The organism is Streptomyces sp. NPDC052236 (assembly GCF_044548015.1).
Classification (GTDB): domain Bacteria; phylum Actinomycetota; class Actinomycetes; order Streptomycetales; family Streptomycetaceae; genus Streptomyces.
On sequence record NZ_JBIUBL010000001.1, the window covers coordinates 142584 to 165496 of the forward strand.

At 66.0% G+C, this 22913-nt stretch carries 17 protein-coding genes and 2 pseudogenes; 9 read left to right on the plus strand and 10 right to left on the minus strand.

All coding sequences use genetic code 11. From position 1 onward, the window contains the following. Positions 1 to 45: 45 nt before the first annotated feature. From pyrE to ACIHCQ_RS00660, 6 genes are all read right to left on the minus strand, one after another. On the minus strand, positions 46 to 585 hold the full coding sequence (gene pyrE / locus ACIHCQ_RS00635) for an orotate phosphoribosyltransferase (protein ID WP_399656356.1): 540 nt from the start codon (positions 583 to 585) through the stop codon (positions 46 to 48). Positions 586 to 609: 24 nt separating this feature from the next. Continuing rightward, positions 610 to 1410, minus strand: a complete 801-nt coding sequence (locus ACIHCQ_RS00640; protein ID WP_399656358.1) for an aldose 1-epimerase — start codon at positions 1408 to 1410, stop codon at positions 610 to 612. A gap of 25 nt (positions 1411 to 1435) precedes the next feature. Then, positions 1436 to 2332: an SRPBCC family protein gene (locus ACIHCQ_RS00645; protein WP_399656360.1), complete on the minus strand. Its 897-nt coding sequence runs from the start codon at positions 2330 to 2332 to the stop codon at positions 1436 to 1438. 49 nt (positions 2333 to 2381) lie between these two features. Then, the gene (locus ACIHCQ_RS00650; RefSeq protein WP_399656362.1) at positions 2382 to 3998 is read right to left on the minus strand and encodes a polyamine aminopropyltransferase; all 1617 of its coding nucleotides are present in this window, start codon (positions 3996 to 3998) and stop codon (positions 2382 to 2384) included. A 50-nt stretch (positions 3999 to 4048) separates the two neighbouring features. Then, positions 4049 to 4570 (minus strand): DUF2617 family protein, encoded by a 522-nt coding sequence (locus ACIHCQ_RS00655; RefSeq protein ID WP_399656364.1) that lies wholly within the window; start codon positions 4568 to 4570, stop codon positions 4049 to 4051. 354 nt (positions 4571 to 4924) lie between these two features. Then, positions 4925 to 5179: a hypothetical protein gene (locus tag ACIHCQ_RS00660; RefSeq protein ID WP_399656366.1), complete on the minus strand. Its 255-nt coding sequence runs from the start codon at positions 5177 to 5179 to the stop codon at positions 4925 to 4927. A gap of 132 nt (positions 5180 to 5311) precedes the next feature. Between ACIHCQ_RS00660 and ACIHCQ_RS00665 the strand changes: the two are divergent. The 7 genes and pseudogenes from ACIHCQ_RS00665 to ACIHCQ_RS00695 form a co-directional block, all read left to right on the plus strand. Continuing rightward, positions 5312 to 6136, plus strand: a pseudogene (locus tag ACIHCQ_RS00665) (aminotransferase class I/II-fold pyridoxal phosphate-dependent enzyme); the annotation flags it as partial. Positions 6137 to 6395: 259 nt separating this feature from the next. Beyond that, positions 6396 to 6587, plus strand: a complete 192-nt coding sequence (locus ACIHCQ_RS00670) for a hypothetical protein (RefSeq protein WP_399656368.1) — start codon at positions 6396 to 6398, stop codon at positions 6585 to 6587. Then, the gene (locus ACIHCQ_RS00675; protein WP_399656370.1) at positions 6584 to 8089 is read left to right on the plus strand and encodes an N-6 DNA methylase; all 1506 of its coding nucleotides are present in this window, start codon (positions 6584 to 6586) and stop codon (positions 8087 to 8089) included. Before ACIHCQ_RS00670 ends, ACIHCQ_RS00675 begins: the two co-directional genes overlap by 4 nt. Further along, positions 8089 to 9402 carry a hypothetical protein gene (locus ACIHCQ_RS00680; protein ID WP_399656372.1) on the plus strand — a complete coding sequence of 438 codons (1314 nt, stop codon included), beginning with the start codon at positions 8089 to 8091 and terminating at the stop codon, positions 9400 to 9402. The genes ACIHCQ_RS00675 and ACIHCQ_RS00680 overlap by 1 nt, the downstream gene beginning before the upstream one ends. Positions 9403 to 9415: 13 nt before the next feature. Continuing rightward, the gene (locus ACIHCQ_RS00685) at positions 9416 to 10582 is read left to right on the plus strand and encodes a pyridoxal phosphate-dependent aminotransferase (protein ID WP_399656374.1); all 1167 of its coding nucleotides are present in this window, start codon (positions 9416 to 9418) and stop codon (positions 10580 to 10582) included. Positions 10583 to 11761: 1179 nt separating this feature from the next. Further along, a complete protein-coding gene (locus ACIHCQ_RS00690) occupies positions 11762 to 12439 on the plus strand; it encodes a hypothetical protein (protein ID WP_399656376.1) in 678 nt (225 codons plus the stop codon). Positions 12440 to 13453: 1014 nt separating this feature from the next. Further along, positions 13454 to 13708, plus strand: coding sequence for an HNH endonuclease signature motif containing protein (locus ACIHCQ_RS00695; protein WP_399656378.1), 255 nt, complete (start codon positions 13454 to 13456; stop codon positions 13706 to 13708). Here ACIHCQ_RS00695 and ACIHCQ_RS00700 read toward each other — a convergent pair. Further along, positions 13695 to 14040: pseudogene (locus tag ACIHCQ_RS00700) on the minus strand (UDP-N-acetylglucosamine 1-carboxyvinyltransferase); the annotation flags it as partial. The gene ACIHCQ_RS00695 and the pseudogene ACIHCQ_RS00700 overlap by 14 nt on opposite strands. Before the next feature lie 305 nt (positions 14041 to 14345). Between ACIHCQ_RS00700 and ACIHCQ_RS00705 the strand changes: the two are divergent. Together ACIHCQ_RS00705 and ACIHCQ_RS00710 are read left to right on the plus strand one after the other, a co-directional pair. Beyond that, complete coding sequence (locus ACIHCQ_RS00705) at positions 14346 to 15899, plus strand: AAA family ATPase (RefSeq protein WP_399656380.1); 1554 nt, start codon at positions 14346 to 14348, stop codon at positions 15897 to 15899. Next, the gene (locus tag ACIHCQ_RS00710; RefSeq protein WP_399656382.1) at positions 15899 to 16747 is read left to right on the plus strand and encodes an HNH endonuclease; all 849 of its coding nucleotides are present in this window, start codon (positions 15899 to 15901) and stop codon (positions 16745 to 16747) included. The genes ACIHCQ_RS00705 and ACIHCQ_RS00710 overlap by 1 nt, the downstream gene beginning before the upstream one ends. Before the next feature lie 96 nt (positions 16748 to 16843). On the opposite strand, the gene ACIHCQ_RS00715 is transcribed toward ACIHCQ_RS00710, so the two are convergent. From ACIHCQ_RS00715 to ACIHCQ_RS00725, 3 genes are read right to left on the minus strand one after another with little or no spacing between them, the layout of a single operon-like run. Next, positions 16844 to 19921 (minus strand): type I restriction endonuclease subunit R, encoded by a 3078-nt coding sequence (locus ACIHCQ_RS00715; protein WP_399656384.1) that lies wholly within the window; start codon positions 19919 to 19921, stop codon positions 16844 to 16846. Positions 19922 to 19924: 3 nt separating this feature from the next. Further along, positions 19925 to 21121 (minus strand): restriction endonuclease subunit S, encoded by a 1197-nt coding sequence (locus ACIHCQ_RS00720; protein ID WP_399656386.1) that lies wholly within the window; start codon positions 21119 to 21121, stop codon positions 19925 to 19927. Continuing rightward, positions 21114 to 22679, minus strand: coding sequence for an N-6 DNA methylase (locus ACIHCQ_RS00725; protein ID WP_399656388.1), 1566 nt, complete (start codon positions 22677 to 22679; stop codon positions 21114 to 21116). Before ACIHCQ_RS00725 ends, ACIHCQ_RS00720 begins: the two co-directional genes overlap by 8 nt. Positions 22680 to 22913: the final 234 nt, after the last annotated feature.

Here is a 22913-nt window from a genome sequence, read left to right on the forward strand (position 1 = left end):
GTGAAACGCCACACCCCATTGACATCACAGCAGGTCAGAGCCTTGTCAGGCGAGACCGAGCTCGTCGAGGGAGTACGCGTTGACGTACTCCAGCCCCGCCTCCGCGATCGCCGGGGCCGCGCCCCGCTCCACGATCACGGCGACCGCGACAACCTCGCCGCCCGCCTCCCGTACCGCCTCGACGGCGGTCAGCGGCGAGCCGCCGGTCGTGGAAACGTCCTCGACCACCAGGCAGCGGCGGCCCTTGACGTCCGTGCCCTCGATCCGGCGCTGCATCCCGTGCGCCTTGCCCTGCTTGCGTACGACATACGCGTCGAGCCGCCGCCCGCGTGCCGCCGAGGCGTGCAGCATCGACGTGGCCACCGGGTCGGCGCCCAGCGTCAGCCCGCCCACGCAGTCATAGTCGAGGTGGGCGGTGGCGTCGAGCATCACCTGGCCGACCATCGGGGCGGCCTCGCCGTCCAGCGTGATCCGGCGCAGGTCGATGTACCAGTCGGCCTCGATACCCGAGGAGAGGGTTACTTTGCCGTGCACCACGGCCTTGTCCTTGATCTGCTGGAGCAGGTCGGCTCGTACGTCAGTCATGGCACGAGCTTAGAGGCGATGCCCTCAGAGTCGGCGCCAGGTCCAGGTGGACGCCAGCTCCAGGGGTTCGATGGGGGTGACCAGCTGCGGGTGGGTGTTCAGGCCGTTCGGCGGGCCGGACTGCGGCTCGACGCAGACCGCCTCGGGCTGCTCGTCGTAGACCACGACCCACTCGGTGCGGCTGGTGACCGTGAGCTCCAGCTGCCCGGGCCAGGTGAGCGCGACCAGGACGCCGTCGGGCATGCCGAAGCAGTCGTCCCAGGGGCTGGGGCGGGGGGCGATGCGCTGTCCGGTGGGCAGGTGGTCGGCGCCGCGCTCCTCCTGCCACTCGGGCGTGAAGTCGATCCGTACGTCCTCGCCGCCGGGGGTGCCCAGATTGCGCAGGAACCAGGGGTGCCAGCCGACCTGCGCCGGGAAGGACGACTCGTACGTCTCGACGCCCATCGTGAGGGTCAGCGAGTCCTCGGTCAGCGCGAAAGTCTGGGTGACGCGTCCGCTGTACGGCCAGGGGGCGGCCAGGTCGTAAGTGAAGGCCGCCTCGCTCTTGTTGGCGCGGGCGGTGCGCCAAGCGGTGTCGCGGCCGGTGCCGTGGATGGCGTGCGGCGGAGCGTTGACCGGCAGTTGATGCCGTACGTCGCCGTTGCGGAACCGGCCGTGCTCGACCCGGCCGCACCAGGGGACCATCGGGAACGAGCCGTACCGCTCACCTTGGCGCAGCACCTCTGTGCCGCCGATGCGCAGGCTCGCGATGCGGCATCCGTTCTGCGGATGCACGGTCACTTCGACGTCTCCGGCGGCCAGCCGGACGCTCTCTTCGCTACTCACACCCCGACACTACTGGCGGCGGCGGTCACCTGCGTCGGCGCAGTGCCCGTCCGACGATCACGGCGGAGGCGAGCGCGAGGGCCGCGGCGGGGGCGACCCAGCGCAGGGTGGCGGTCGCGTTGGTCGAGCCGGGCGCGGGTAGGGGGGCGTAGCGCCCGCGCGGCGGGGCGTGGTCGACCTCCTCGGCGCTGCGGCCGATCATGGTGCGGCGGGCGTGCGCGGCCTCGGCGGGCGGCTCGTCGGGGACGGTGAAGGGGTACGACTCCGACGCGTCAGCGGCATCCGGTACGTCTACTACGTCCGGCACATCCGGTACGTCCGGCACATCCGGTACGTCGGGCAGCTCCGCCGTCTCGAACTCTTCCTCGGCGACAGGGTCGAGCGACGGCGGCGGCACGGGCGTGTCGTACACGGATGGACTCACCGCTTCGGGCTCTTCCGCTTCGAGCCCCTCCGCTTCGAGCTCTTCCGCTTCGAGCCCCCCCGCTTCGAGCTCTTCCGCCGCCACCGCGAGCCGGTCCGCGAACCGGTCCAGCATCCGGTGCGCCGCCGGCACCGTCGTCGCGTCCGCCAGCTCCGCCAAGCGGCCGTCCGCGTGGGACGTGCCCGTGAAGGCGAGCGTCGTACCGCCCTCGGCGGGCTCCGGACGGATCGTCAGCCTCAGCTTGGCCGACCCCGTACCGCGCGCCTCCACGCCCTCGCCCTCAACCGTGAACTCCTCCGCCTGCTCCACGATGCGCAGGACGCCGCGGTAGGTGATCGTGTGCCCGCCGATCCGGACCCTCAGCCGCCCGGAGAGCGGGGATGCAGACTCGTCCGCGTCCTGTTGGAGCCCCGGGACGCAGCGGGCGACCCGTGCGGGGTCGCGCAGCGCCTGCCGCAGGGTCTCTGCCGGAAGCGGAACAAACACCTCATGCTCCATGGAAGCCGAGCCTACTCAGACAGAACCGCCGCGTCTGCCTTTCGGTCCGTCAATCCGTGTAGCGCGGGTGGACCAGCGTCGACGGCGGCAGGCCCGGCAGCCGCGTGCGCTCAGCGCCGCGCGCGCCCGCGTCCAGGACCCCCGCGGCCAGGACGGACGGCGCGGGCGACCGCAGCCCCGGCACCGTGGGGTCGAGGCCGAGGCGCGGCGCCCGCCCCGTCGCCGCGAGCAGGAAACCCCAGTCGCGCGACGCGGCGGAGCCCGTGGTGGAGGCGTCGGCACGGCCCGCCCGGAACCCGGAGAGCCGGCCGGTCGCGGCGCAGTACGGCCGGGTGGCGAACCCGGCGGCGCGCAGCGTCGCGTCGACGGTCCAGAAGGTGCGCGGGCGGGTCTCCGGCGTGCCTGCGTGGACGGCGAGCCGCCCGCCGTCCGCGAGGATCCGCGCGGCGAGTCCGTAGAACTCCTGGGAGTACAGCTTGGTGCTCGGGGTGATGCCCGGGTCGGGGAGGTCCGAGATCACCACGTCGTACGCCCCGCTGGGGGCGCGCAGCCAGGAGAAGGCGTCCGCGGTGACGACCCGCACCCGCGGATCCGCGTAGGCATAATCGTTCATTCGGGCGAGGGCGGGGTCCGTACGCGCGAGCCCGACGACGCCCGGGTCGAGCTCGACCACGGTCACCGAGGCGACGTCCGGATAGCGCAGCACCTCGCGCGCGGCCAGTCCGTCGCCACCGCCCAGGATCAGTACGCGGGCGTGCGGGCCGTGCATCGCCGGGTGGACCAGCGCCTCGTGGTACCGGTGCTCGTCGCGTCCGCTGACGCGCAGCCGACCGTCCAGGAAGAGGTCCGGCGGCCCCTCCCGGCCGCCCGTGAGCACGACTTCCTGTACGTCCGTGTGGACGGCGACCCGCACCTGCTGCCCGTACACCGCGCGGCGCGCCGCGCGCTCGAAGTCATCGACCAGGACGGCCGCGGCGCCCAGCACCGCCAGCACCGTCACATGGGTGATGAGCAGCCACCACCGCGAACCGGCCGTCAAGTCACGGCGGAAGAGCCACAGCACGAGCGCGCCCGCCGCCACCGCGTTGACCGCGCCCGTCAGCAGCGCGCCGGTGAGCTGACCGAGCCAGGGCAGCAGCAGAAACGGAAAGGCGAGCCCCCCGACGAGGGCGCCCACATAGTCGGCGGCGAACAAGTCGGCGACCGTGCCCTCCGCGTCGCGCCGGGAGATGCGCTGGATCAGGGACATCAGCAGCGGGATCTCGGCGCCGATCAGCACCCCGATGGCGAGCGAGAAGCCCACCAGCACGAACCGGGACTCGCCTATCCAGGCGAAGAAGGCGTACAGCACTATGGCGGAGCAGCCGCCGATCAGTGCGAGCGCCGCCTCCAGCAGACCGAAGCCGAAGGCGGCCCGGCAGCTCAGCCGCTTGGCGAGCAGCGAGCCGACGCCCATCGCGAAGACCATCACCGACAGCACGACGGACGCCTGGGTGACCGAATCACCGCTCAAGTACGAGGCGAGGGCGAGCAGTTCGAGCTCGTACACCAGGCCGCAGGCGGCGCAGACGAAGACCGCGACCAGCACCAGACACCGACCGGCGCCTGGGCGCACGGGCAGCCGGACCACACTCTGGGTAGATGTAACCGACTGCCGATCGATCATGTCGTAACGCTACGTCACGAACCGCCCGCGCCTTGTCACCCACACGGGTGTCATCGCAGCGCGGCAGGCATGCCTACGCCCACCCGCGTACGGGTGATGACAAGGCGGCACTCCTGCGGATACGCGTGCCAGGTCCGCCACCACACCTGCCCCTCTATCCGCTGCGCCAGCAGCGCCGTGAACGCGTGCGGGGAGCCCGGAAACGTACCGGCCAGGCCGTACGGATGGTCGGCGACCAGCGCGAGCAGCTCCTGCGCGCGCCCCTCGAACGACTCCCCCTTCAGCGTCTCGACGCGCGCCGCGAACTCGTATTCCCAGTCACCGAACCGCCTTGTCACGCCGAGCGGCAGCGGGGTGCTGGAGCCGGGCATGCAGGCGACGGTCTCGTAGCAACTGTGCTGCGCCTCCGCGAGAAGCACCTGATGAGAGGCGCCCAAGAGTCTCAACTGAAGCTGTGCTCCGGACAGTTCGAGGTCGAGGACGGCCAGGGCGGGAAGTGGCTCCCGGTCCAGCGTCCAGCCAAGGTCGGCGGCTCGGGTGTCGGTGTAGCCAGTCTTGAGGGTCGTGAGCATGGGTCGGCTCCGCAAACACGCTTCGGCAGGTGGACACATGGACAGGAACACGCCCCAGGGGAGGGCGAGTTCACGGTGATGAGGACTGCCTGCTCGGGTCCGCACAAGGTCCGAGGGCTGGATGGTTCCAACAGGTTCAGACAGCGAGGGAATCATGAAGTCCGCTGTACACAAAGCGTTTTTACCCAACTTGACGGGGTTTCCATCCCCCCGGGGGCCACACGGTTCAATTGTTCAACAGAAAGACCACGGAAAGAGCCGTCCGAGACGGCTGAAACGTGCCCAACACGGCGGCACCCGGCGGAAGTTGATCCCGCCGGGTGCCTCCAGTGGTCGCGGACCAGCTGCCCCGTGTCAGCTGCCTCCGCCACACCCCCCGCCGCCCCCGCATGAGGAGGAGGACGAGCTGCACGACGAGCCGCCGCCCCCGCTGTCGCCCGCCCACCAACTGCCGCCGCTGTCCGCACCGGCGCCCCCCGCGCCGCTGCCCGCCCCGCGCCGGCGGCCCTTGCTGACCGCGCCTTCCCGTTTGGCGGCCGCCATCCCGACCCTCACGATGCCTACGAGCACGACGATCACAAGCGCGATGAAGAATGCCGCTTCGCCCACTGCCCCCACGTCCTTCCGTTCCCCCGGAGCAGGATTCCCGGGAGGACTCCTGCGTGAAAGGGGGATGCCCCCGGTGTCAGAGGCCCAAAGCAGACTTGAGCAAGTCCAGAGCTTCGGCACAGGATGACGGCCATGACGCGACGCGAATCGGGACAACACGAAGCAGAGCCTCGGCACGAAGCAGCGCCTCGGCACGGAGCGGAGCCCCGGCGCGAAGCGGAGCCTCGGCCGCTGCTCAACCGCCGCCTGACCGAATTCGGCACGACGATCTTCGCGGAGATGTCGGCGCTGGCCCTGCGGACCGGGTCGATCAACCTCGGCCAGGGGTTCCCCGACACCGACGGGCCCGACGAGATCAGGGAGGCGGCGGTACGGGCGCTGCGCGACGGCCGGGGCAACCAGTACCCGCCAGGCCCCGGCGTCCCCGAGCTGCGCACCGCGATCAGCGACCACCAGCGGCGTTTCTACGGCCTGTCCTGGGACCCCGACACCGAAGTACTGGTCACGGCGGGCGCGACCGAGGCGATCGCGGCGGCGCTGCTGGCGCTGGTGGAACCGGGCGACGAGGTGATCGCGCTTGAGCCGTACTACGACTCGTACGCCGCCTGCATCGCGATGGCGGGCGGCACGCGCGTGCCGGTGTCGCTCCGGCCGCAAGACGGCACGTACCGCCTCGACCTGGACGAACTGCGGGACGCCGTCACCGACCGGACCCGGCTGATCCTGCTGAACACCCCGCACAATCCGACCGGCACGATGCTCACGCGCGAGGAGCTGGCCGCGATCGCGGCGATCGCCGTCGAGCGCGAGCTGCTGGTGGTCACCGACGAGGTCTACGAGCATCTCGTCTTCGACGGAGAGCACCATCCGATCGTTTCCTTCCCCGGGATGCGCGACCGCACGGTTTCCATTTCGTCCGGCGGAAAGACTTTTTCGTTCACCGGGTGGAAGGTCGGCTGAGTCAAGGCTTCTTCACCCCCCTATTCAGGTTGTGGGGCTGAAGCCCGAACACGCCCTCTCGCCAACTCCCTGCCTTGAACCCCAAACGACGTGCACTTGCAGAAAGTGCTTGATCCCCGGGCGCGCGCTCTAGAAAACCCCAAACAGCGTGCACCCCTCGGCGCGTGGCCTACGTCTTCTACTGTCCTACCTGAAACCGGGGATCACGCGGCTCACTCGCCCACTTGGAGATCCCCCGACCTCAGGAAGGAACCACGTGCAGCAGACGCTGATGTACGTGATCATCGCGGTCCTCGCGGCGCTTGTCGCCGCTCTTGCCGGCAGCTTCGTGACCGTCGTCGAGGGAGGGCGTCCCACGACGGCCTTCAAGGCAGGAGCATTCACCTTCGCCGGCTCCCTGACGCTCCTTATCGTGGTCATGGACGCCCTGGGGGTGGTGGGCTCATGAGCGATACAAGTGCCCTTCGAGGGCGCGTGCAGGCCGAGGATCTCTCCTCCCTCGACGAGGCGCTCCTGAAGGTGCGCCGACACCGCACGCACCTCTCGCAGCTGATGAACACCCACGATGCGACTCACCTGGTCCTCGGGCTGCTGTTCCTGAGCCGGAAGGCGCACGCCACTCCCGGCACCGGCGTACCGACATGGTCTTGGTTGCTGAGTCAGTCGGCAGCGGGCAGTTCGGGAATCCGCGCCGCCGTGAGCAAGTGTCTGGCCCACTGGCTCCCCACAACCGACGCACAGGGCAACGACGCGGGCACGAGGAGCCTGATGCCCGTTCCGCCCCCCGGTTCCGATGAACACCTGCACGCTCTCATCCAGGCAATCGGCTCCACCCAGCGTGTCGGACCCCTACTCGACCAGTGCCTGCGGGACCTCTCGGCGGACCAGGCAGACGGCAGCCACTACTTCACGCCGGCGGACATGGCGCGTCTCATGGTCGGCGCGGCCGCGCCCCGCGACAGGCACAGAGTGCTGGACCCTGTCTGCGGTTCAGGGGGACTGCTCGTCGAGAGCCACCGCTATGTCCACGACCGTGTCGAGCTGGACCCTGCCATGTCCTTGCAGGGAAGGGAGCAGCACGCCTACACCTCGCAGGTAGCTCGTATGAACTTCGCGGTGCGGGGGATCACCGCCAACGTCTCCCCACCGGGGGACAGCCTTGCGGAACCCGAACGGGAGCCCCACGACATCGTCTTGGCCAACCTTCCCTTCAACCAGCGCGACTGGGCGCCGGGAGACAAGACAGAGCAGAGCACCCGTCGGCCGGCTCCCCCGGTCCCTGTCGACCCTCGGTGGCCGGATGAACCGCCGTCCCGCGGATCCGCCAACTCCGCGTGGATTCAGCACATCGCGCACGCACTGGCTCCGGCCGGACGCGCCGCCTTCCTGATGGCCGACACCGTGGCCAACACCCGACAGCCCATCACCCGAAGGCTCCGCGAACGCCTCCTGCGAGACGACCTCGTCGAGTGCGTGATCGCCCTGCCGCCCCGCGTGTTCGGTCACACCCAGACCACCGCCTGCCTGTGGGTGCTCAACAAGGACAAGAGGGCGCGTCCCGGCTGGGGCATCCGGGACCGCCGCCGGCAGGTGCTCTTCATCAACGCGCGGCGAGCCTTCGAGCTGGTCCCGGACTCAAGAGCGCGCAGGCTGGGCGAGAAGAACGCTGCACTGATTTTGGAGACCCTCGCAGCGTGGCGTGGCCTCTCCGAGGACGGCGTCGCGGCCACGCCGTACAAAGACGAGACCGGCTGGTCCCGAAGCTGCTCCACCGAGGAGATCGCCGACCACGAGTACAGCTTGATGCCAACCTCATACGCCGTGGAGCCTCCCAGCCCCAAACACGACACACGAAGCAGGATCGACCAGCTCAAGCTCGAACTGGTCGATTCGATAGACCGGATGCGCGATCTGGAACTCCAACTGCTGGACGTCTTGGAGGAGATCTGATGGAAGCCGACACCCACCAGACCGACTCGGATACGGCGGCTTGGCCGACCACCTCCATCGCGTTCGAGCAGGTCCGCAGGGATATCTACACGACCTGCGGCGTCGTCGACGACAAGGCATCCGATCAAGCGCCAGGAGTGGTCGGCTCGGAGTTCGTCCGGGACGGCAGGATCCTCTCGCCCCGCATGAATGAGTGCGTGCCAGGCGGTCCTCCGGCCACCCGCGCCCTCAGGGAGGGCGACTTGGCCGTCGTACTCGTCAGGCGGGTGGGCGAGTCCGCGCTGGTCACCTCCGAGCACGCGGGATGGCCGGCGACCAGGTCGATCGGCATCATCCGCGCTGAGCCGCACATCGTGCGGTGGCTTCGCATCTGGCTGCAGACGCCCATGGCGAAGGCCCGGATCGACGAGGACGTGACGGCACACGTCGAGCCCACCATCAGCCTCGACACCCTCCGGCGCATGCTGATTCCACTGCCCCCGCCGGACGTCGCCGCCGCATACCACCGGGCCTTCGGCCTCATCGAGGAGATGACCTCCCTCTACGAGAAGAGCGCGCGGCAGGCTGTGGAACTGGCCGACTTCCTACACGACGAATGGGCGTCGATGAATCCCTCCTGGGAAACACGAGCACTCGCCGAGGTCGCCAAACCGAAGACGGGCAACGGCTCCGAACGCTCGCTCCCTCGTCCGCCGACAGGACCCACCGTCGACGCGATCGCTCCGCGCGACCTCTTCGACCTCCCCGTGCCCCACGCGGAGAGCTTCCGCCTGCGAAGCCCAGCGGACGCCGGCGAGGCACATCCTCCCGGCACCTTCATGCTGAGCACCCGTCCCGACGGCGCGCACATCGCTGTGACGCGCCGCCCCGCGACCCCCCTCAGAGGTGTCGTGGCGATACGGCCCATCGAGGACAGGGACAGTTGGTGGCTGCTTCACGAACTCAGAAGCAGGAGCGGCGAGATTATGCAGACTGCGCAGGGGCGGAACGCCCGGGAGGTCTCCGCCCTCGCCCTCAAGCGCCTGAAAGTCACCTGGCCAGACCAGTTCACGCGCACCGCCTTCCACAGGATGGCCGAGCCCCTGCACGCCACGGCGCGGCTCCTTGTCTCCAAAATCGCGACGTTGCACAACCTGCGGGACGCACTCCTGCGCGATATCTCGGCAAAGGCCGGTGTCCTCCGGGAGCCGGCGGCACAGCCGGGAGAAGAGGGCTCTCTCACTCCTCGCCCCACTGGGGTCCCCGCACCACGCGGGGGCAAGACCGGCAATGAGTCAGGATGGTCCCCAGAGGCTCGACGGGTACCCGAGTGAGAACGGTGGAGACATGAACACCAGGCCACTGCTGAACCGAAGGCTGGACGGACTCGGGACAACGATCTTCGCGGAGATGTCGGCACTGGCGACCGCGACGGGCGCGATCAATCTGGGCCAGGGCTTCCCCGACACCGATGGTCCCGAGGAGATCCGCGAGGCCGCCGTCCGCGCCTTGCGGGATGGCAAGGGAAACCAGTACCCGCCCGGCCCGGGGGTTCCGGAACTGCGCGCTGCGATCTCCGAACACCAGCAGCGCTTCTACGATCTCCCCTTCGACCCCGATACCGAGGTCCTGGTCACCGCCGGCGCCACCGAGGCCATCGCCGCCGCCCTGCTTGCGCTCCTGGAGCCGGGCGACGAGGTGATCGCCTTCGAACCCTTCTATGACTCCTACGCCGCCTGCATCGCCATGGCCGGCGCGAAGCGCGTGCCGCTCACCCTGCGCGCCCCGTCCTTCCGCCCGGACCTGGATGAGCTACGGGCCAAGATCACTTCGCAGACCCGCCTCCTGCTCCTCAACACGCCGCACAACCCGACCGGCATGGTCCTCTCCGCCGAAGAGCAGGACGCCATCGCCGCACTCGCCATCGAGCACGACCTGCTCGTTGTTACTGACGAGGTGTACGAGCACCTTGTCTACGAGGGCACACATCGCCCCATCGCGGCCCTGCCCGGCATGCGCGAGCGCACCGTCTCCATCTCATCCGCCGGCAAGACCTTCTCGTTCACCGGATGGAAGGTTGGCTGGGTCACGGCGAACGGCCCGCTCGTCTCAGCGGTCCGGACGGCCAAGCAGTACCTGACCTACGTCAGCTCGGGTCCCTTCCAGTACGCGATCGCCGAGGCCCTCCGACTGCCTGACTCGTACTTCGACGGCTTCCGCGCCGACCTGCGACGCAAGCGCGACCTCCTCGGCGACGGGCTACGCGCGGCCGGGTTCGAGGTCTACCAGCCTCAGGGCACGTACTTCATCACCACCGACATCATGCCCCTGGGCGAGAAGGACGCCTACGCCTTCTGCCGCGCCCTTCCCGAACGTTGCGGCGTCGTCGCCGTCCCCAACTCGGTCTTCTACGACGACCCCGACGCCGGCCGCAGCCAGGTCCGCTTCACCTTCTGCAAGAAGGACGATGTCCTGCGCGAGGCAGCCAGTCGGCTGCAACGCCTGGCCAGCTGAATTCACGTCCTCTTCGTCCCGAATGAGGTTCGGTCGCTGACCTTGTCTGCGCAGATGACGTTTCCCCTAGTCAGGGGCATGGTATCGATCGGTCTCGCGTGGTGTGGAAGGAGCTTCGGGAGCAAGTCGGCTCCCAAATGGCTCCCAGTCGGGACTGCTTGCCTGCCTAACACCGACGTGTAGCTGGCCTCGGACAAGGCTTGACGTTGCCTCCTACCCACTGGCCGTTGGAAGCCTCACGTCTCCGTACCCCTCATGAGAAGCCCTGCGCTACGAACCAAAGCGACAGAGGAGCCGAAGCCGGCCTACTGGGCATCCAGTTCGTCAGCTGCAGTGGACCTCCCCCGGATGCCACGGCGATCAAGGAAGGCACGCAGGAAGGGACTAGATCCGGCGAGGACCGCGGCCCCTGTACCGATCGGGGCGGCCAAGCTCGGGCTGAGCCAGACCATCAGAACTGTAGCGAGAGTGAGCGCGCCACTCATGAGCGCCCAGGGTGCGATGAACGTCCTCTGGGCGGTCTTGCCTCGGCGGCGTACATTCATGCTGACACCTTCTTCATGCGAAGCGTGGACTTGGTGTGAGAGTGGCCTCCCCCGGGGGGCCGCTCGCTGCTCGGCATGAACACTGTGCTGCATAACCAACTACCGACTGAACTGAGGCCAGTTACCCTTTGGCCCTGATGAAGTCTCTAGGGCGGACGCGGGGCTACGCAGGTGACCAGGGCGCAGCGTTGCGGCCAAAGGGTCAGGAGTACCTCAACAACCCTTTGGCCCGCATAAAGTTTCTAGGGCGGACGGAAGACATTGCAGGCCACCTCGGGGGATATGTGCGGCCAATGGGTCAGGAGGTGTGAGCTGAGTGTCCAGGGGTGTTGACCGCCGCGCCCGGCGGCTGCGGGAACTACAACAGATGGAACTACTCTGCGAGAGCGCGATCACGACCATAGGGCAGCTACATGATCGCGGTACTCAACCCCGCACAGTGAAGATCCGGTCGCCCTTTATCGCTGGTAATCGTTGGAGCGAGCCACCCATTCAGCGTATATCCGCACCCCGGGGGTTGAATCTGCAGTTACATTTGATCTCTCTCTTTGAGGCTCAGTGTCGAAAGCGAAGCGGCATTGCTGGGCCGAGTCCTTTGGAAATTTCTGCGGGCGTGCCTGGCAACCCATCTTGGGTGGATCTTGTCGTGTCGCGCGCCAAAGGTAATCTGCAGGCGGTGAATCCAATTACAGAGCGAGGGAATAGGGTTCGCCAGGTCAAATCCGCATTCGCTAGGCTCGCTGCCGAAAACCTCGTGATCAGGAACGTTGGCGCGCCCTCTAGGCCCATGGCTGTGATGTTGCTGCATGAGTCAGGGGCGCCTGGCCCGGAACAGTACGACTACGTGATACCCGGAGGCTATGAGGTCCCGCCATCGGTGATCGTTCTGTCCGAGTTGTTCTTCACGAACGGCTGGGTCCATCTCCTCAGCGACTCAGAGATTCGGATGTACCTTGTTCTCAAACATCTGGCTGCCCGCTTCCCTCGGATGCATAAAGATGAGGGTGTTTTCTGTTCTGAGCGCGAGCGTCAATCGCTCTATCGTATATCGCGTGACGTGTATGAAGCTCATTTGACTCTTGAGAAGTTCGGTCTGATTGAGCGAGTAAATAACCCGCTGAGGCATGGTGACGGTAAGGTGGTAAATCACCGCCAGGTGGTTGCCGCCGGTGAGCCGCTGCCACCCCATCGGTTCAGGGTTAGTGGGAGTATTGCGCTGAGCGATTATGCGTTCGCGAGAATCAGAAGGGCATTACTGAACTACCCGCCGAGTTTTGCGGAGTCGCAGCGTAGAAGAAAGCTGGGACTGTAGATCAGTGCTACGCCCCCGAGCTCTAGGCCCGTACTTCGCGGGCGGGTAGGTGGAGGCCGCACAGCCGGGCGCTTGCCTAGCACGAACCGGAGTGATTGCCTTCGAACTCCGGTAGGAATCACGGACGGATCCAGGGCTCCGGCACGGTGCCGGAGGGGCCACACGGGCCGGAGGGCATCGCGGGCGCTGGGTCGCGGCGGAAGGCGTGTGCATCAAGGGGCCAGATGGGATCAGCCCAGATTTCCTGCGACGGGACACCAGTGCTCATCACTGTCTTGGCTGGACCACCGGAGTGTCAGCGCAGCATGACAAGCTCTCCGCAGTGCTGACGAGGAGGGTCTCATGAGTGCAGACCGCATTTGCACGGCCGAGGGTGACGGGTGGTCTTGTGAGCGTTTCTGTTACGGCAAGCAGCCGTACTGCATTTCCCACTACCGGCAGAACCGAAAAGGTAGAGGGCTTCTTCCAGTGAGGGTGTCGGGTGAGCTGGACTCCTGCAAAGCTACTGGGGGTGATTGGGTGTGCTCGCGTGATGTGGTCGCCAAGGGCCTGTGTGACGTTCACTATCGACATCGAAGGGAAGGGAAGTCCTTCACTCCAATCCGATCGCCGCAGGTGAAGGGGAACTGCAAGGCATCAGGCCGTGGATGGTCTTGCGAGCGCACGGAGAAGTCTATGGGGTATTGCAGCGCACACTATCGGCAGCAATATCTTGGGGTGGAGCTTCGACCGATCTTGATCCGCATGGCTACGACTGGCGTGTGTCGCGCCGCTGGCGATGGGTGGTCGTGTTCCAAACCGAGCCGCTCCATGGGGCTCTGTTCCGGACACTACGCGCAGAGCCGAAAGGGCTTCGAGTTCTCGGACTTAGCGCCACAGGCTACCGGGCTAAGCAACCGAGAACGAGTCGAGTGGTACCGCGACAACAAGAGTCGGACAACAGAGGCTGGCTGTTGGGAGGTGAGCTCCACTGGTCCGAATGGATACAGGCAGGTGAATGTGGGCGGAGGCAGGATGAAGCTCTTACACGTCCTCTCGTACGAGGTATTCAACGGTCCGACCACTGGTTTCCCAGTGCACCATAAATGTGCTGCCCCAGCCTGCTTTAATCCTGACCACCTACAATTGGTCACACAGCGCGAAAATGTGGCAGAGATGCTTGAAAGGAACTCCTATATCAAGCGAATTCAGGAGCTTGAGAGAAAAGTGCGTGCCCTCAAGGCTCAGCTTCGGGCAGCTTTGTCTAATGAGCAGCTGGACAACCCCTAAAGGTGAGCTTCCAGGCGACAACAGCGCGCAGGAGGAGCGGCGATGCTCGCACCGCGGGAGCGGAAGGGCAGCATGACCGACACCGTCCCGTGTCCGCTTGCGGCTGCTTCCACGAGGTAGCCGTGGTCGTCGACGGTCGAGCGGTCACCGAAACGTTCGTACACCTTGAAGTGCTGCTCCACCCCGCGTTCCCCGATGGCGCAGCCGCCCGGCCAGGGCAAACGGGCCCGTCCGTAGGCGCCCAGCAGCGCCGGGACCAAGTAGTACGAGGCCCAGATACGGGCAGCGGCCTCGGGGTCGGGATCCGGCAGCGGCTTGTCGCTCGGCAGGATGGCCGTGGTGTGCGGATCGCTGACGGGGCGGGATGCGTGGTGGTCACGGACCCGCTAGGCGGAATGCTCAGTCGCACGGCGACCACTTCTGCGGCGACTGGGGGGACTTGGCGGGTGCGGACTCTCGGACGCCACCACACTGCCAATCCGCGAGCCTGGGAGTGAACCCCGCCCGTGTCGGGGCCGACAGACCTATTTGTTTCCTCCATAGGCTGGGAAGCGTTGCCTCGCAAGGGGCGCGGTAGGGTGCGCATCCAGCGCCGCTTGTGTGCGCACACCCGCCGCCAACCCCGGAGGCCCGACGCGTGCAGGTCATCGTCCAGGACTATGGCAGTCCCGTGCCCAGCGGTTCCGAAGCCTTGGTGTTGGAGGCTGACGACTGGGACGACTTCGGCTACCGCACCACTTACCATCTTTGGTATCGGACCCCGACAGACACCTGGAACCTGGGTCCGGTGAAGATCGCGGTGCCCAATCAGAAGGCTGGCGCGGTCCCCTTCGAGCACGGGCGCTTCGACGATGGGCTGCCTGGCGAGTTCTTCTCGCTTGGGCAGTCCGACAGTTACTACGACGAAATCAGGAAACTCGGTGGTGACAAGCGCGCCGAAATCCTTGAAGCCCTCTGCGACCTGGCCTACTTCCCCAACCGGCTTCAGGATGCGAAGCAACACCGGGTGACCGACGTCTCGCTCCTGCGAGGTGTGGAAGAGCAGACAGTCAGGGCGCAGTTCAACCGCATCGCACGGGGCGGAGTCCGGCTAACGGAGTACCGATTCCGATACGACGCACCCGGGCAGGGAGCGAGTGGTGGTCTTGACTTCCAAGTAGTCCCGGAGTCCAGTCCATCCAGCAATATCCACGTCCTTATCGGCCGAAACGGAGTCGGTAAGACGACCCTGCTGCGCAACCTTGCCGGCGCAGTCGCCCGCCCTGATCTAGATAGCCGCTTCGGAAGCGTGACCATGCTTCCCACGGCTGCCTCGGAGGCTGGCGAACAGTTCGCCAATGTCGTCTCTGTCACCTTCAGTGCCTTTGATCCGTTCGTCGACATCGAAGCCCTTGTCCCTGACGCTGAGAACGTCTCGTCCCGGGCGGCGTCATACGCCTATGTCGGACTTCAAGGCGGCGTGGACCACAATTACTCTGTCGAAGACCGCACCACCCTGCAAGGTCGGCTACGGCAAGACTTCAAGGCGGCCCTTACCGAGATCTTCACATCGCGCGCCCTGGCGGACTGGCGCGAAGCCATGCTGCTGCTGAGCCGGGATCCGCAATTCGCCGGTTCCGGGATCGCAGCATTTGCCCACGACATACGCGCTGGCATGAGACTGCGCGCCAGTCAGGTTGAGGACTTGACGTCTGACTTTTCGCAGCTGAGTTCGGGGCATGCGATCGTGGCGCTGACGATGACGCAGCTCGTCCACAGTGTGGCCGAGCAGTCGCTCGTTCTCCTGGACGAGCCCGAAGCGCATCTCCATCCGCCACTGCTGGCCTCCTTCATGCAGGCGCTGTCGAAGCTGCTCACCGACCGTAACGGTGTGGCCGTCGTGGCCACTCACTCGCCGGTGGTCCTGCAGACAGCCCCGCGTTCATGCGTCTACAAGCTGATCCGCCACGGGGAAACCAGCCGCTTTGAGCGACCCCAGGTCGAGACCTATGGGGAGAACGTGGGCGCGCTGACGCACGAGGTGTTCGGGCTGGAGGTGATGCATTCCGGCTTCTATGCGGAGATCATCAAGGCCGTCACGCGAATGGACTCCTATGAACAAGTGCTGACACATTTCGGCGGGCAGTTGGGCAGTGAGGCGAGGGGGCTCGTCCGCATCCTCCTTGCGGAGAAGACGAACAGGGCCGTGTGATGTGGTCCCTGAAGATTCCTCTGATCAAGGCCGCGGACAGCTACAGAGCGTGCGTTGCCACCAGTACTACGGAGGGCGGCCGCCGCGAGAACCTGCTGAACGCCTACGACACCGTACGGAAAGCAGGCCAGAGTCTGCGGCAGGCCGCTGCGGGCAAGTCTCTGCACGATCTGATCGACAAGCACTTCTCCGTACCTGAGATCGACGCTGAGCACTTCGTGCAGTGGGTCTACGGCAACGGCATGAACACTGTCGCCGGCGCCAAGATCCGCGGGCAGCTGATGACTGCTCCACCCAACGAACGGTGCCCGCTGTGCCGACAGGGAACCGTCTACCAGCTCGACCACTTCATGCCCAAGAGCCTGTTCCCCGCCTTGTGCGTGGACCCGCTCAACCTGGTCCCGGTGTGCGAGCGGTGCAACCTCATCAAGGGAAATCGGCGGCCCGACCAGCTGGAGAACACCCTCCTGCATCCCTACCTGGACCGGATATCCCATGAACGGTGGCTCGATGCCCGTACAGCACAAGATGGCGAGATGGTGCGGCTGGAGTTCTTCGTCACTCCTCCAGCCACCTGGGATGCAACCCTCACTGCCCGGGTCGCCCACCATTTCCAGCTCTTCGATCTAGGCCGACGCTACGCCATCGTCGCGAACCGCGTCATCGGAGACCTGACGTTCCGCGTTGATCAACAGTGGGCCCTCGGCGGCGCAGCCATGGTTCGCGCTTACCTTCAGGACGAAGCGGACACTCGCTTCGCCGCCGATGCCAACAGCATTGAGGGCGTCACTTGCGCCGCCCTCGCAGCCGACGACCGTTACTGCCAGGGCCCTCCGGCAGCCCTGTGAGGGCGCCAGACGCGGCCGGAGGACGGGATCAGGGCCCTCAGCAGCGTGGTGGGGCCCGGCAATCGCCACACAGGTTGCCGGGCCTTCGTGCATTCGTCAGTCAACGAGGTAGTGGGCTTCGATGTAGGCGACGGTGGAGTCATACGGCTCCCCCACTGGCTTCACCACGTATCGGCGGAAGACGTCGGCGGTGGCTCGGCGGACGCCTCGGTTGCGAGCATCTGCGTTGTCCCAGGAGCCTGCGAGGGTGCGGGTGACCACCTGGTCGATTTCCTCGGCCAGATTCCTTTCCGTGACTGTGAGGCCGGACGGTGCGTGGTCGTGGATGATTCGCGACAGGACACCCACGTTGTCGTCGTCCAGCACGACGACGGCTTCGTCGGGATGCTTCTCCGCGTCCACGATGGCGCGGGCGACCCGGAGTGCTTCGGACAGGAAGTCCAGGGCGTCCTGGGCGTTCTGGATGATCCGATCTCGCAGCAGCTTGATCCGCGCCGCTAGGGCGGTGTACTTCGCGGAACCCGGCTCGACGCCCTTTTCGAGGGCGGCCTTGATGTGGTCCAGGATCTCCGCCGCGGACGGAGGTGTCTTGTCCTCGCCGTCGTCCTTGTTGGGCTTGGGGCGGACGAGGGCCAGCAGCTCCTTGAGAACGGCGATGCCCTGGGCGTCAAGAACGAGAGGTTCCTCCCGGGCGGCGGCCACCGAGAAGGAGTGGACGTGGGCGTTGATGATCTCCAGAACCATCGGCCCCAGCTCGCCCAGCCGTTCCTTCCTCTCCTGGTCGGAGGACTTCTTGAACAGGGTCGTGTACACGGACCCGAACAGCCCGAAGCCGTCGCGGTACTTGGCGACCCGCTTGTCGGTGTTGATGAGTGGGTACAGGCGGGCCAAGAGCCGGTAGTCCTTAGTGAACACCTCAGCGGCACCATGGCTGGCGTCCAGGAAGACGTTAATGGCTCGCACGGACTCGTATCCGTGGACTGTGAGGTCCAGGCCCTCCACGCCCGCAAGGAGGTCTTCGATGCGCGCGAAGGTGATGCGGAACTCGTCGACAAGGTCGGCCAGGTCGGTGACGAACCCACCGCCCTTCCCGGCCCTTTCCGAGGTGGGGTCGACGACGGCTCGCTGGACCTCTTCGGCTAGGCCGATGTAGTCCACGACCACGCCGCAGGTTTTCACGAACCCGGTCGGAGACACCCAGGTGCGGTTCGGGCGGGTGATCGTCTGGAACAGGTTGTGGGCCTTCAGCGGTTTGTCCAGGTAGAGGACGCCCTCGTTGGGAGCGTCGAAGCCCGTCATCAACTTCGCGGTCACCACCAGGAAGCGCAGCGGGTCGTCCGGGGTGAGGAACCGCCGTTTCTGCTTCTCCTCCTCGACCTCTGAGAGCTGGAACGGCCGCATGGCGGGGTCTTCGTCCTTGGAGTCTGAGACGGAGATGTTCACCTCGGCGGTGATCCGGACATGCTTCCCGACCCCGGCGAGCACCTGCGACGTCTCGAAGCCGGCCAGCAACTCGTTGATCTTGTCCGTGTACGCCACGGCCAGCTCACGGTTATAGGCGACGACCTGGGCCTTGAGGCCGTTACGGTAGGCACCGGCCAGGTAGTGGTCCACGATGTCCTGGCAGACCGCGTGTATGCGGTCGGGGTTGGCGAATACCGAGGTAAGACGACCGAACTTGCGGGAGAGGGACTCACGGTCGGGGTCATCGAGGTCGAATTCGTCGGCGAACTGGTCGAACTCAGCCTGCAACGCCCCGTCGTTCATCTCGAAGATGACCGGGTGCGGGTCCAACATGACCGGGACGGTCGCCCCGTCCAGCAGAGACCGGGACACCGAGTACCGGTGCAGCACCCTGCCCGGGTCGGTCTCCTCACCGAAGAGGGCGAAGGTGTCAGTGGCGAGGTTCCTGACGGGGGTGCCGGTCATGCCGAAGAATTTCGCGTGCGGCAACGCTGCGCGCATCTGCCCGGCCAGGGACTGCGACCTGGCGGACTGGGTGCGATGTGCCTCGTCGACCAGCACGATGATGTTCCCCCGGGTCGACAGGTTCTTGCCGGCGTCGGCGAACTTGTGGACGGTCGTGGAGATGACGCCGCGCACATCGTCGGACAGCAGGGAACGCAACTTTTGGCTGGTGGCGGGCTGGTGGAAGTAAGTGTCCCCCATCGCGGAGGTGAACACCCCGGAGGTCTGCCGGACGAGCTGAGTCCGGTCCGAGAGCAGGATGATCGTGGGTGACTCGGTGCGGGTGTCGGTCAGAAGCAACGAGGCGGCAAACACCATCAGCAGTGTCTTCCCGGAGCCCTGGTGGTGCCAGATCAAGCCCTTAGACCCGCCCTCAAGGACCCGCTCATGGATTAGGTGCGCGGCCTCAATCTGCGGGTATCGGGGCAGGTACTTCTTGTCCGCCCCACCCCCGGAAGTGTCGAAGAGGGCGAAATTCGCCAGCATGTCCAGGACAGTCGCTGGGTTGAGTAGCAGTTCGACGGAGCGCTGCACGTCGGCCTGCCCGGACAGGTTCTCGTCGTCGTCGGTGGACCGGAACGGCTGCCACAGGTTTGTGGGTGCCCCGACGGCACCGAACCGCAGCTTCAGCCCGTCGGAGGCGACGGCGAAGACGCTTGGGGTGAAAAACCACGGGTACTCGGTGGCGTATACGTTGTTGATCTCGCGGGCGGCGTCGGCCCACCCAGACTTCGCGGTCGGTGACTTCACCTCGACGACTACCAGGGGCAGGCCGTTGACCCAGTACACGAGGTCGAACCGGCGAGAAGCCTTGCCGGGGACGGTGATGGTTACCTCATCCGACACGACCAGAGTGTTGGCGGTCGGGTGCTCGAAGTCGATGATCTTAAGGGCATGCCACACGCCGTCGGCGTCCCGGAACTCCTTGTGCCCGCGCAGCAGGTGCAGTACCTGCTCGTTGGCCCGCACCAAGCCGCCTTCGACGGCGTTGACCGTGGCGACGATTTCCTCGACCACGGCGTCCACGTCGAACCCGCCGATCACCCCAGGGTTCAGTCGGATGATGGCGTCCCGCAGTTGACCGGTGACCACCGTCTGTGTCGTCACACGCGGCAAGCCCCGCCCCGCCGTGAAGCCCCACCCCATCGGGAGGGACCACTGGATCATCAGGTTCTGGAACTCGCGCTCTCGTATGCCCTTCGCCACGGCTCAGACCTCCAACTCGGCGGACTCGATGTCGATGGTGCGGTCCAGCAGCCCCGCTAGCAGCCCTGCACGAGCCTGACGGAGCCTGGTGGCCTCGGTACGGATCACAGCGATCTGCCCCTCGATCGCGTCCAGGGCCTCCGCTGCCTGCTCCTGCTCGGGCCGGGACGGGACGGGAAGAGCCACCGCCAGGAGCTGGTCGGGGTTGAGTCGCTTCCGGCGCTGCACGGTGCCGACGACCCTGCTCTGCATCTCCGCCCACAGTCGAGGTGTCCGGCAGACGTGCTTCATCCATCCCGGGGCGATGTCAGCGGCGAGAGTGAAGGTCGGGAACTCGTTGCTCGCCACGAAGCCGTCGAACTCGGCAGGAACCACGGTGATCGGCCCCTCCCAAGCAGTCAGCTTCCGCATCACCACCTGGTTCTCACGAAGGACGTTCATCGCGGTGTACTCGGTATCTGCCCCGTCGAACGCATCTTTGTCGATAAGACCCTTGCCAGCGTTGAGCACTCCAGCGAGGTGGAAAGTCGTTCCCGCTTTCATTGGGGTCCGTATGACGTCGAGGCGCATCACGGCTCCGAGCAACCGGGACTCCGCCTCGTTGCCCTCAGCGGTGCACCAGAGTAGAGACATTGCCGCCCGGTACACACCCTCCAGCGCCCCCGCTTCGTCGTCGAGTGCAGTGATCTGGTCGTCTACCGCGCCGACAACCTCGACGATCCGCTCTTGCGCCTGCTGAGGGGGCACGGGAATCTCAATCATGCTCAGGTTCGCACCCGAGATCCGCACGACTTTCGTCTCGGATACGTACTTGATCTTCCGTGAATGGAACAGAGATGACGAGAAGAAGTACGAGACGTACGCAGGATCGAACCCGTGACGGAAGATGTAGCAGTCATCGTGAACTGCAACGTCGTCGTCACCCAGCCATGCGACCGCCTTCCCGACGTCATCAACGTTCTCGCTGGTCGCGGCGATGACCAGATCTCCAGGGTGAGCAAGGCGCATTCGCGCACGGGAATCTTCGGCCAGGAACGTGAGGGGATCCCTCACGATGGCCCCAAAGTCAGTGTGAATCTGCGCGTAGTGGATACAGCCAAGCCCGGACTCCACGTAGTCGTTCTTCGTGAAACGACGACCGCGCATCAATTCTCCAACTTCGGCGAGCGCCTTCCGGGGCCACTCCGACTGCTCACTCATCGAAGCCCTCGATTCCGGCGGACGCAAGGACCGCGAGCATCCGCTGCTCGGCCTTCTGACGTTCGGCGCGGGCGACGTTGTAGGCATCGATGAGGGTGCCGAGGTCTTCCTGCTCGGCAGCGGCATGTTTGATGTACCTGCCGATGTTGAGGTCGTACCCGTTCACCACGATCTCCGGCAGTGGAGTAAATCGTGCGGCCAGGCCGCCGTCGTGGTCGACCGGATGGCCGTCGGCATCGAAGGTGGAGTGGTAGGCGGTCACCACGTTGGCGATGTCAGCGTCGGTGAGGATGTTTCGGTTGGTGGCCTTAGTGAAGCGTGTGGAGGCGTCGATGAACAGCACGCCACCCTGCCGCTCTGGGGCCTTGGTGCCGGGAGCACGGAAAACCAGGACACAGGTCGGGATGGTGGTGTTGTAGAAGAGGTTGGCCGGCAGCCCGATGACGGCTTCGAGGAGGTCGTCGTCCAGCACTCGCCGGCGGATGGCTCCTTCTTCGCCGCCGCGGAAGAGGACGCCGTGGGGCAGGACGACGCCAGCGCGGCCCTTCTTCGGGTCCATGCTGGCGATCATGTGCTGCACGAACGCCCAGTCGGCCGACTTCGCCGGTGCGGTGCCGCCGATGGTGCGGGGGTCGTTGGTCCAGGGCTTCCACTTCAGGCTGTAGGGCGGGTTAGCGACGATCACATCGAACTGCGCGACGGATCCGTCCGGCTTCTTGAAGCGCGGGTCCTTCAGGGTGTCGCCGACCTCGACCTTGAACTGGGTGAGGTTGTGCATGAAGAGGTTCATGCGTGCCACACCTGCGGTGTCCGGTACGGCCTCCTGCCCGTTCAGGCTGAGCGTGTAGCCACGGCCGCCGTGGGCCTTCAGGAGGTTCGCGGAGGCGATGAGCATGCCCCCCGACCCGCAGGTCGGGTCGTACACCGACTCGTAGCCCTTGGGGTCCAGGACCTCGACGATCAGCTCGACGACCTCGCGCGGGGTGAAAAACTGGCCAGCGCGGGTGCCGGACCCGTCGGAGAACCGCTTCAGCAGGTACTCGTACGCCCCACCGAGCACGTCGTGGGACATGTTGCCTTCGTGCATCTTCGGGGTGCGGTCCATCGCCTGCATGACCGCTGCCAACACCTCTGCCGACAGCACCTCTTCGGAGGTCCAGCTCATGGACCCGAACAGGCGGGAGAACTTGTCAGGGTTGGCCGTCTCGATGGCCTGCAGGGACGCGCGGACCCGCTGGCCGAGGCCGGACTGAGTGATGGTGGCGAGGATGGACGACCAAGAGGCGCGACGCTCCTGGACGGTGCCGGGGTGGATGAACGGGATCTCAAACGACTGGTAGTCGCGGTACTCAATCTCGCGGGCTTCCTCGGCGGAGTAGTCCAGGCCCTCGTTGTCGGCCAGGAACTCCTGGTGCTGGTGCTCCCAGGTGTCCGACAGGTACTTCCAGAACATCAGCGGGAAGACGACCGAGGAGTATTGCGCTTCGGGCATCGCCACGCGCAGCTCGTCGGCGGCGTCCCACAACCGGCTCTCGATCTCCTGCTGGGTCACTGCCATCAGTCGGGGGTGTCCTTGCTGGTCAAAGGGCGATGACCCGAAGGCCGTGGTGTTCCTGCTGGTCACCCAATTTCCGGGCGCGCTCGGCTTGTACACGCCGGGCGCCATGCTGGGTGAACCCACGCGGGGCGTCGTAATCCCTGTGCGGGCGACTCGCCAACGATATCCCTCCCCTAGGACAAAAAAACGGCGCGGCCAGCAATGGCCAGACGTCCCCCGCTCGTTGATCTTCTT

Coding starts and splice junctions, on each gene's coding strand:
- pyrE (WP_399656356.1), bottom strand. CDS start 585: ATGACTGACGTACGAGCCGACCTGCTCCAGCAGATCAAGGACAAGGCC.
- ACIHCQ_RS00645 (WP_399656360.1), bottom strand. CDS start 2,332: ATGGAGCATGAGGTGTTTGTTCCGCTTCCGGCAGAGACCCTGCGGCAG.
- ACIHCQ_RS00650 (WP_399656362.1), bottom strand. CDS start 3,998: ATGATCGATCGGCAGTCGGTTACATCTACCCAGAGTGTGGTCCGGCTG.
- ACIHCQ_RS00655 (WP_399656364.1), bottom strand. CDS start 4,570: ATGCTCACGACCCTCAAGACTGGCTACACCGACACCCGAGCCGCCGAC.
- ACIHCQ_RS00675 (WP_399656370.1), top strand. CDS start 6,584: ATGAGCGATACAAGTGCCCTTCGAGGGCGCGTGCAGGCCGAGGATCTC.
- ACIHCQ_RS00680 (WP_399656372.1), top strand. CDS start 8,089: ATGGAAGCCGACACCCACCAGACCGACTCGGATACGGCGGCTTGGCCG.
- ACIHCQ_RS00685 (WP_399656374.1), top strand. CDS start 9,416: ATGAACACCAGGCCACTGCTGAACCGAAGGCTGGACGGACTCGGGACA.
- ACIHCQ_RS00695 (WP_399656378.1), top strand. CDS start 13,454: ATGAAGCTCTTACACGTCCTCTCGTACGAGGTATTCAACGGTCCGACC.
- ACIHCQ_RS00710 (WP_399656382.1), top strand. CDS start 15,899: ATGTGGTCCCTGAAGATTCCTCTGATCAAGGCCGCGGACAGCTACAGA.
- ACIHCQ_RS00720 (WP_399656386.1), bottom strand. CDS start 21,121: ATGAGTGAGCAGTCGGAGTGGCCCCGGAAGGCGCTCGCCGAAGTTGGA.
- ACIHCQ_RS00725 (WP_399656388.1), bottom strand. CDS start 22,679: ATGGCAGTGACCCAGCAGGAGATCGAGAGCCGGTTGTGGGACGCCGCC.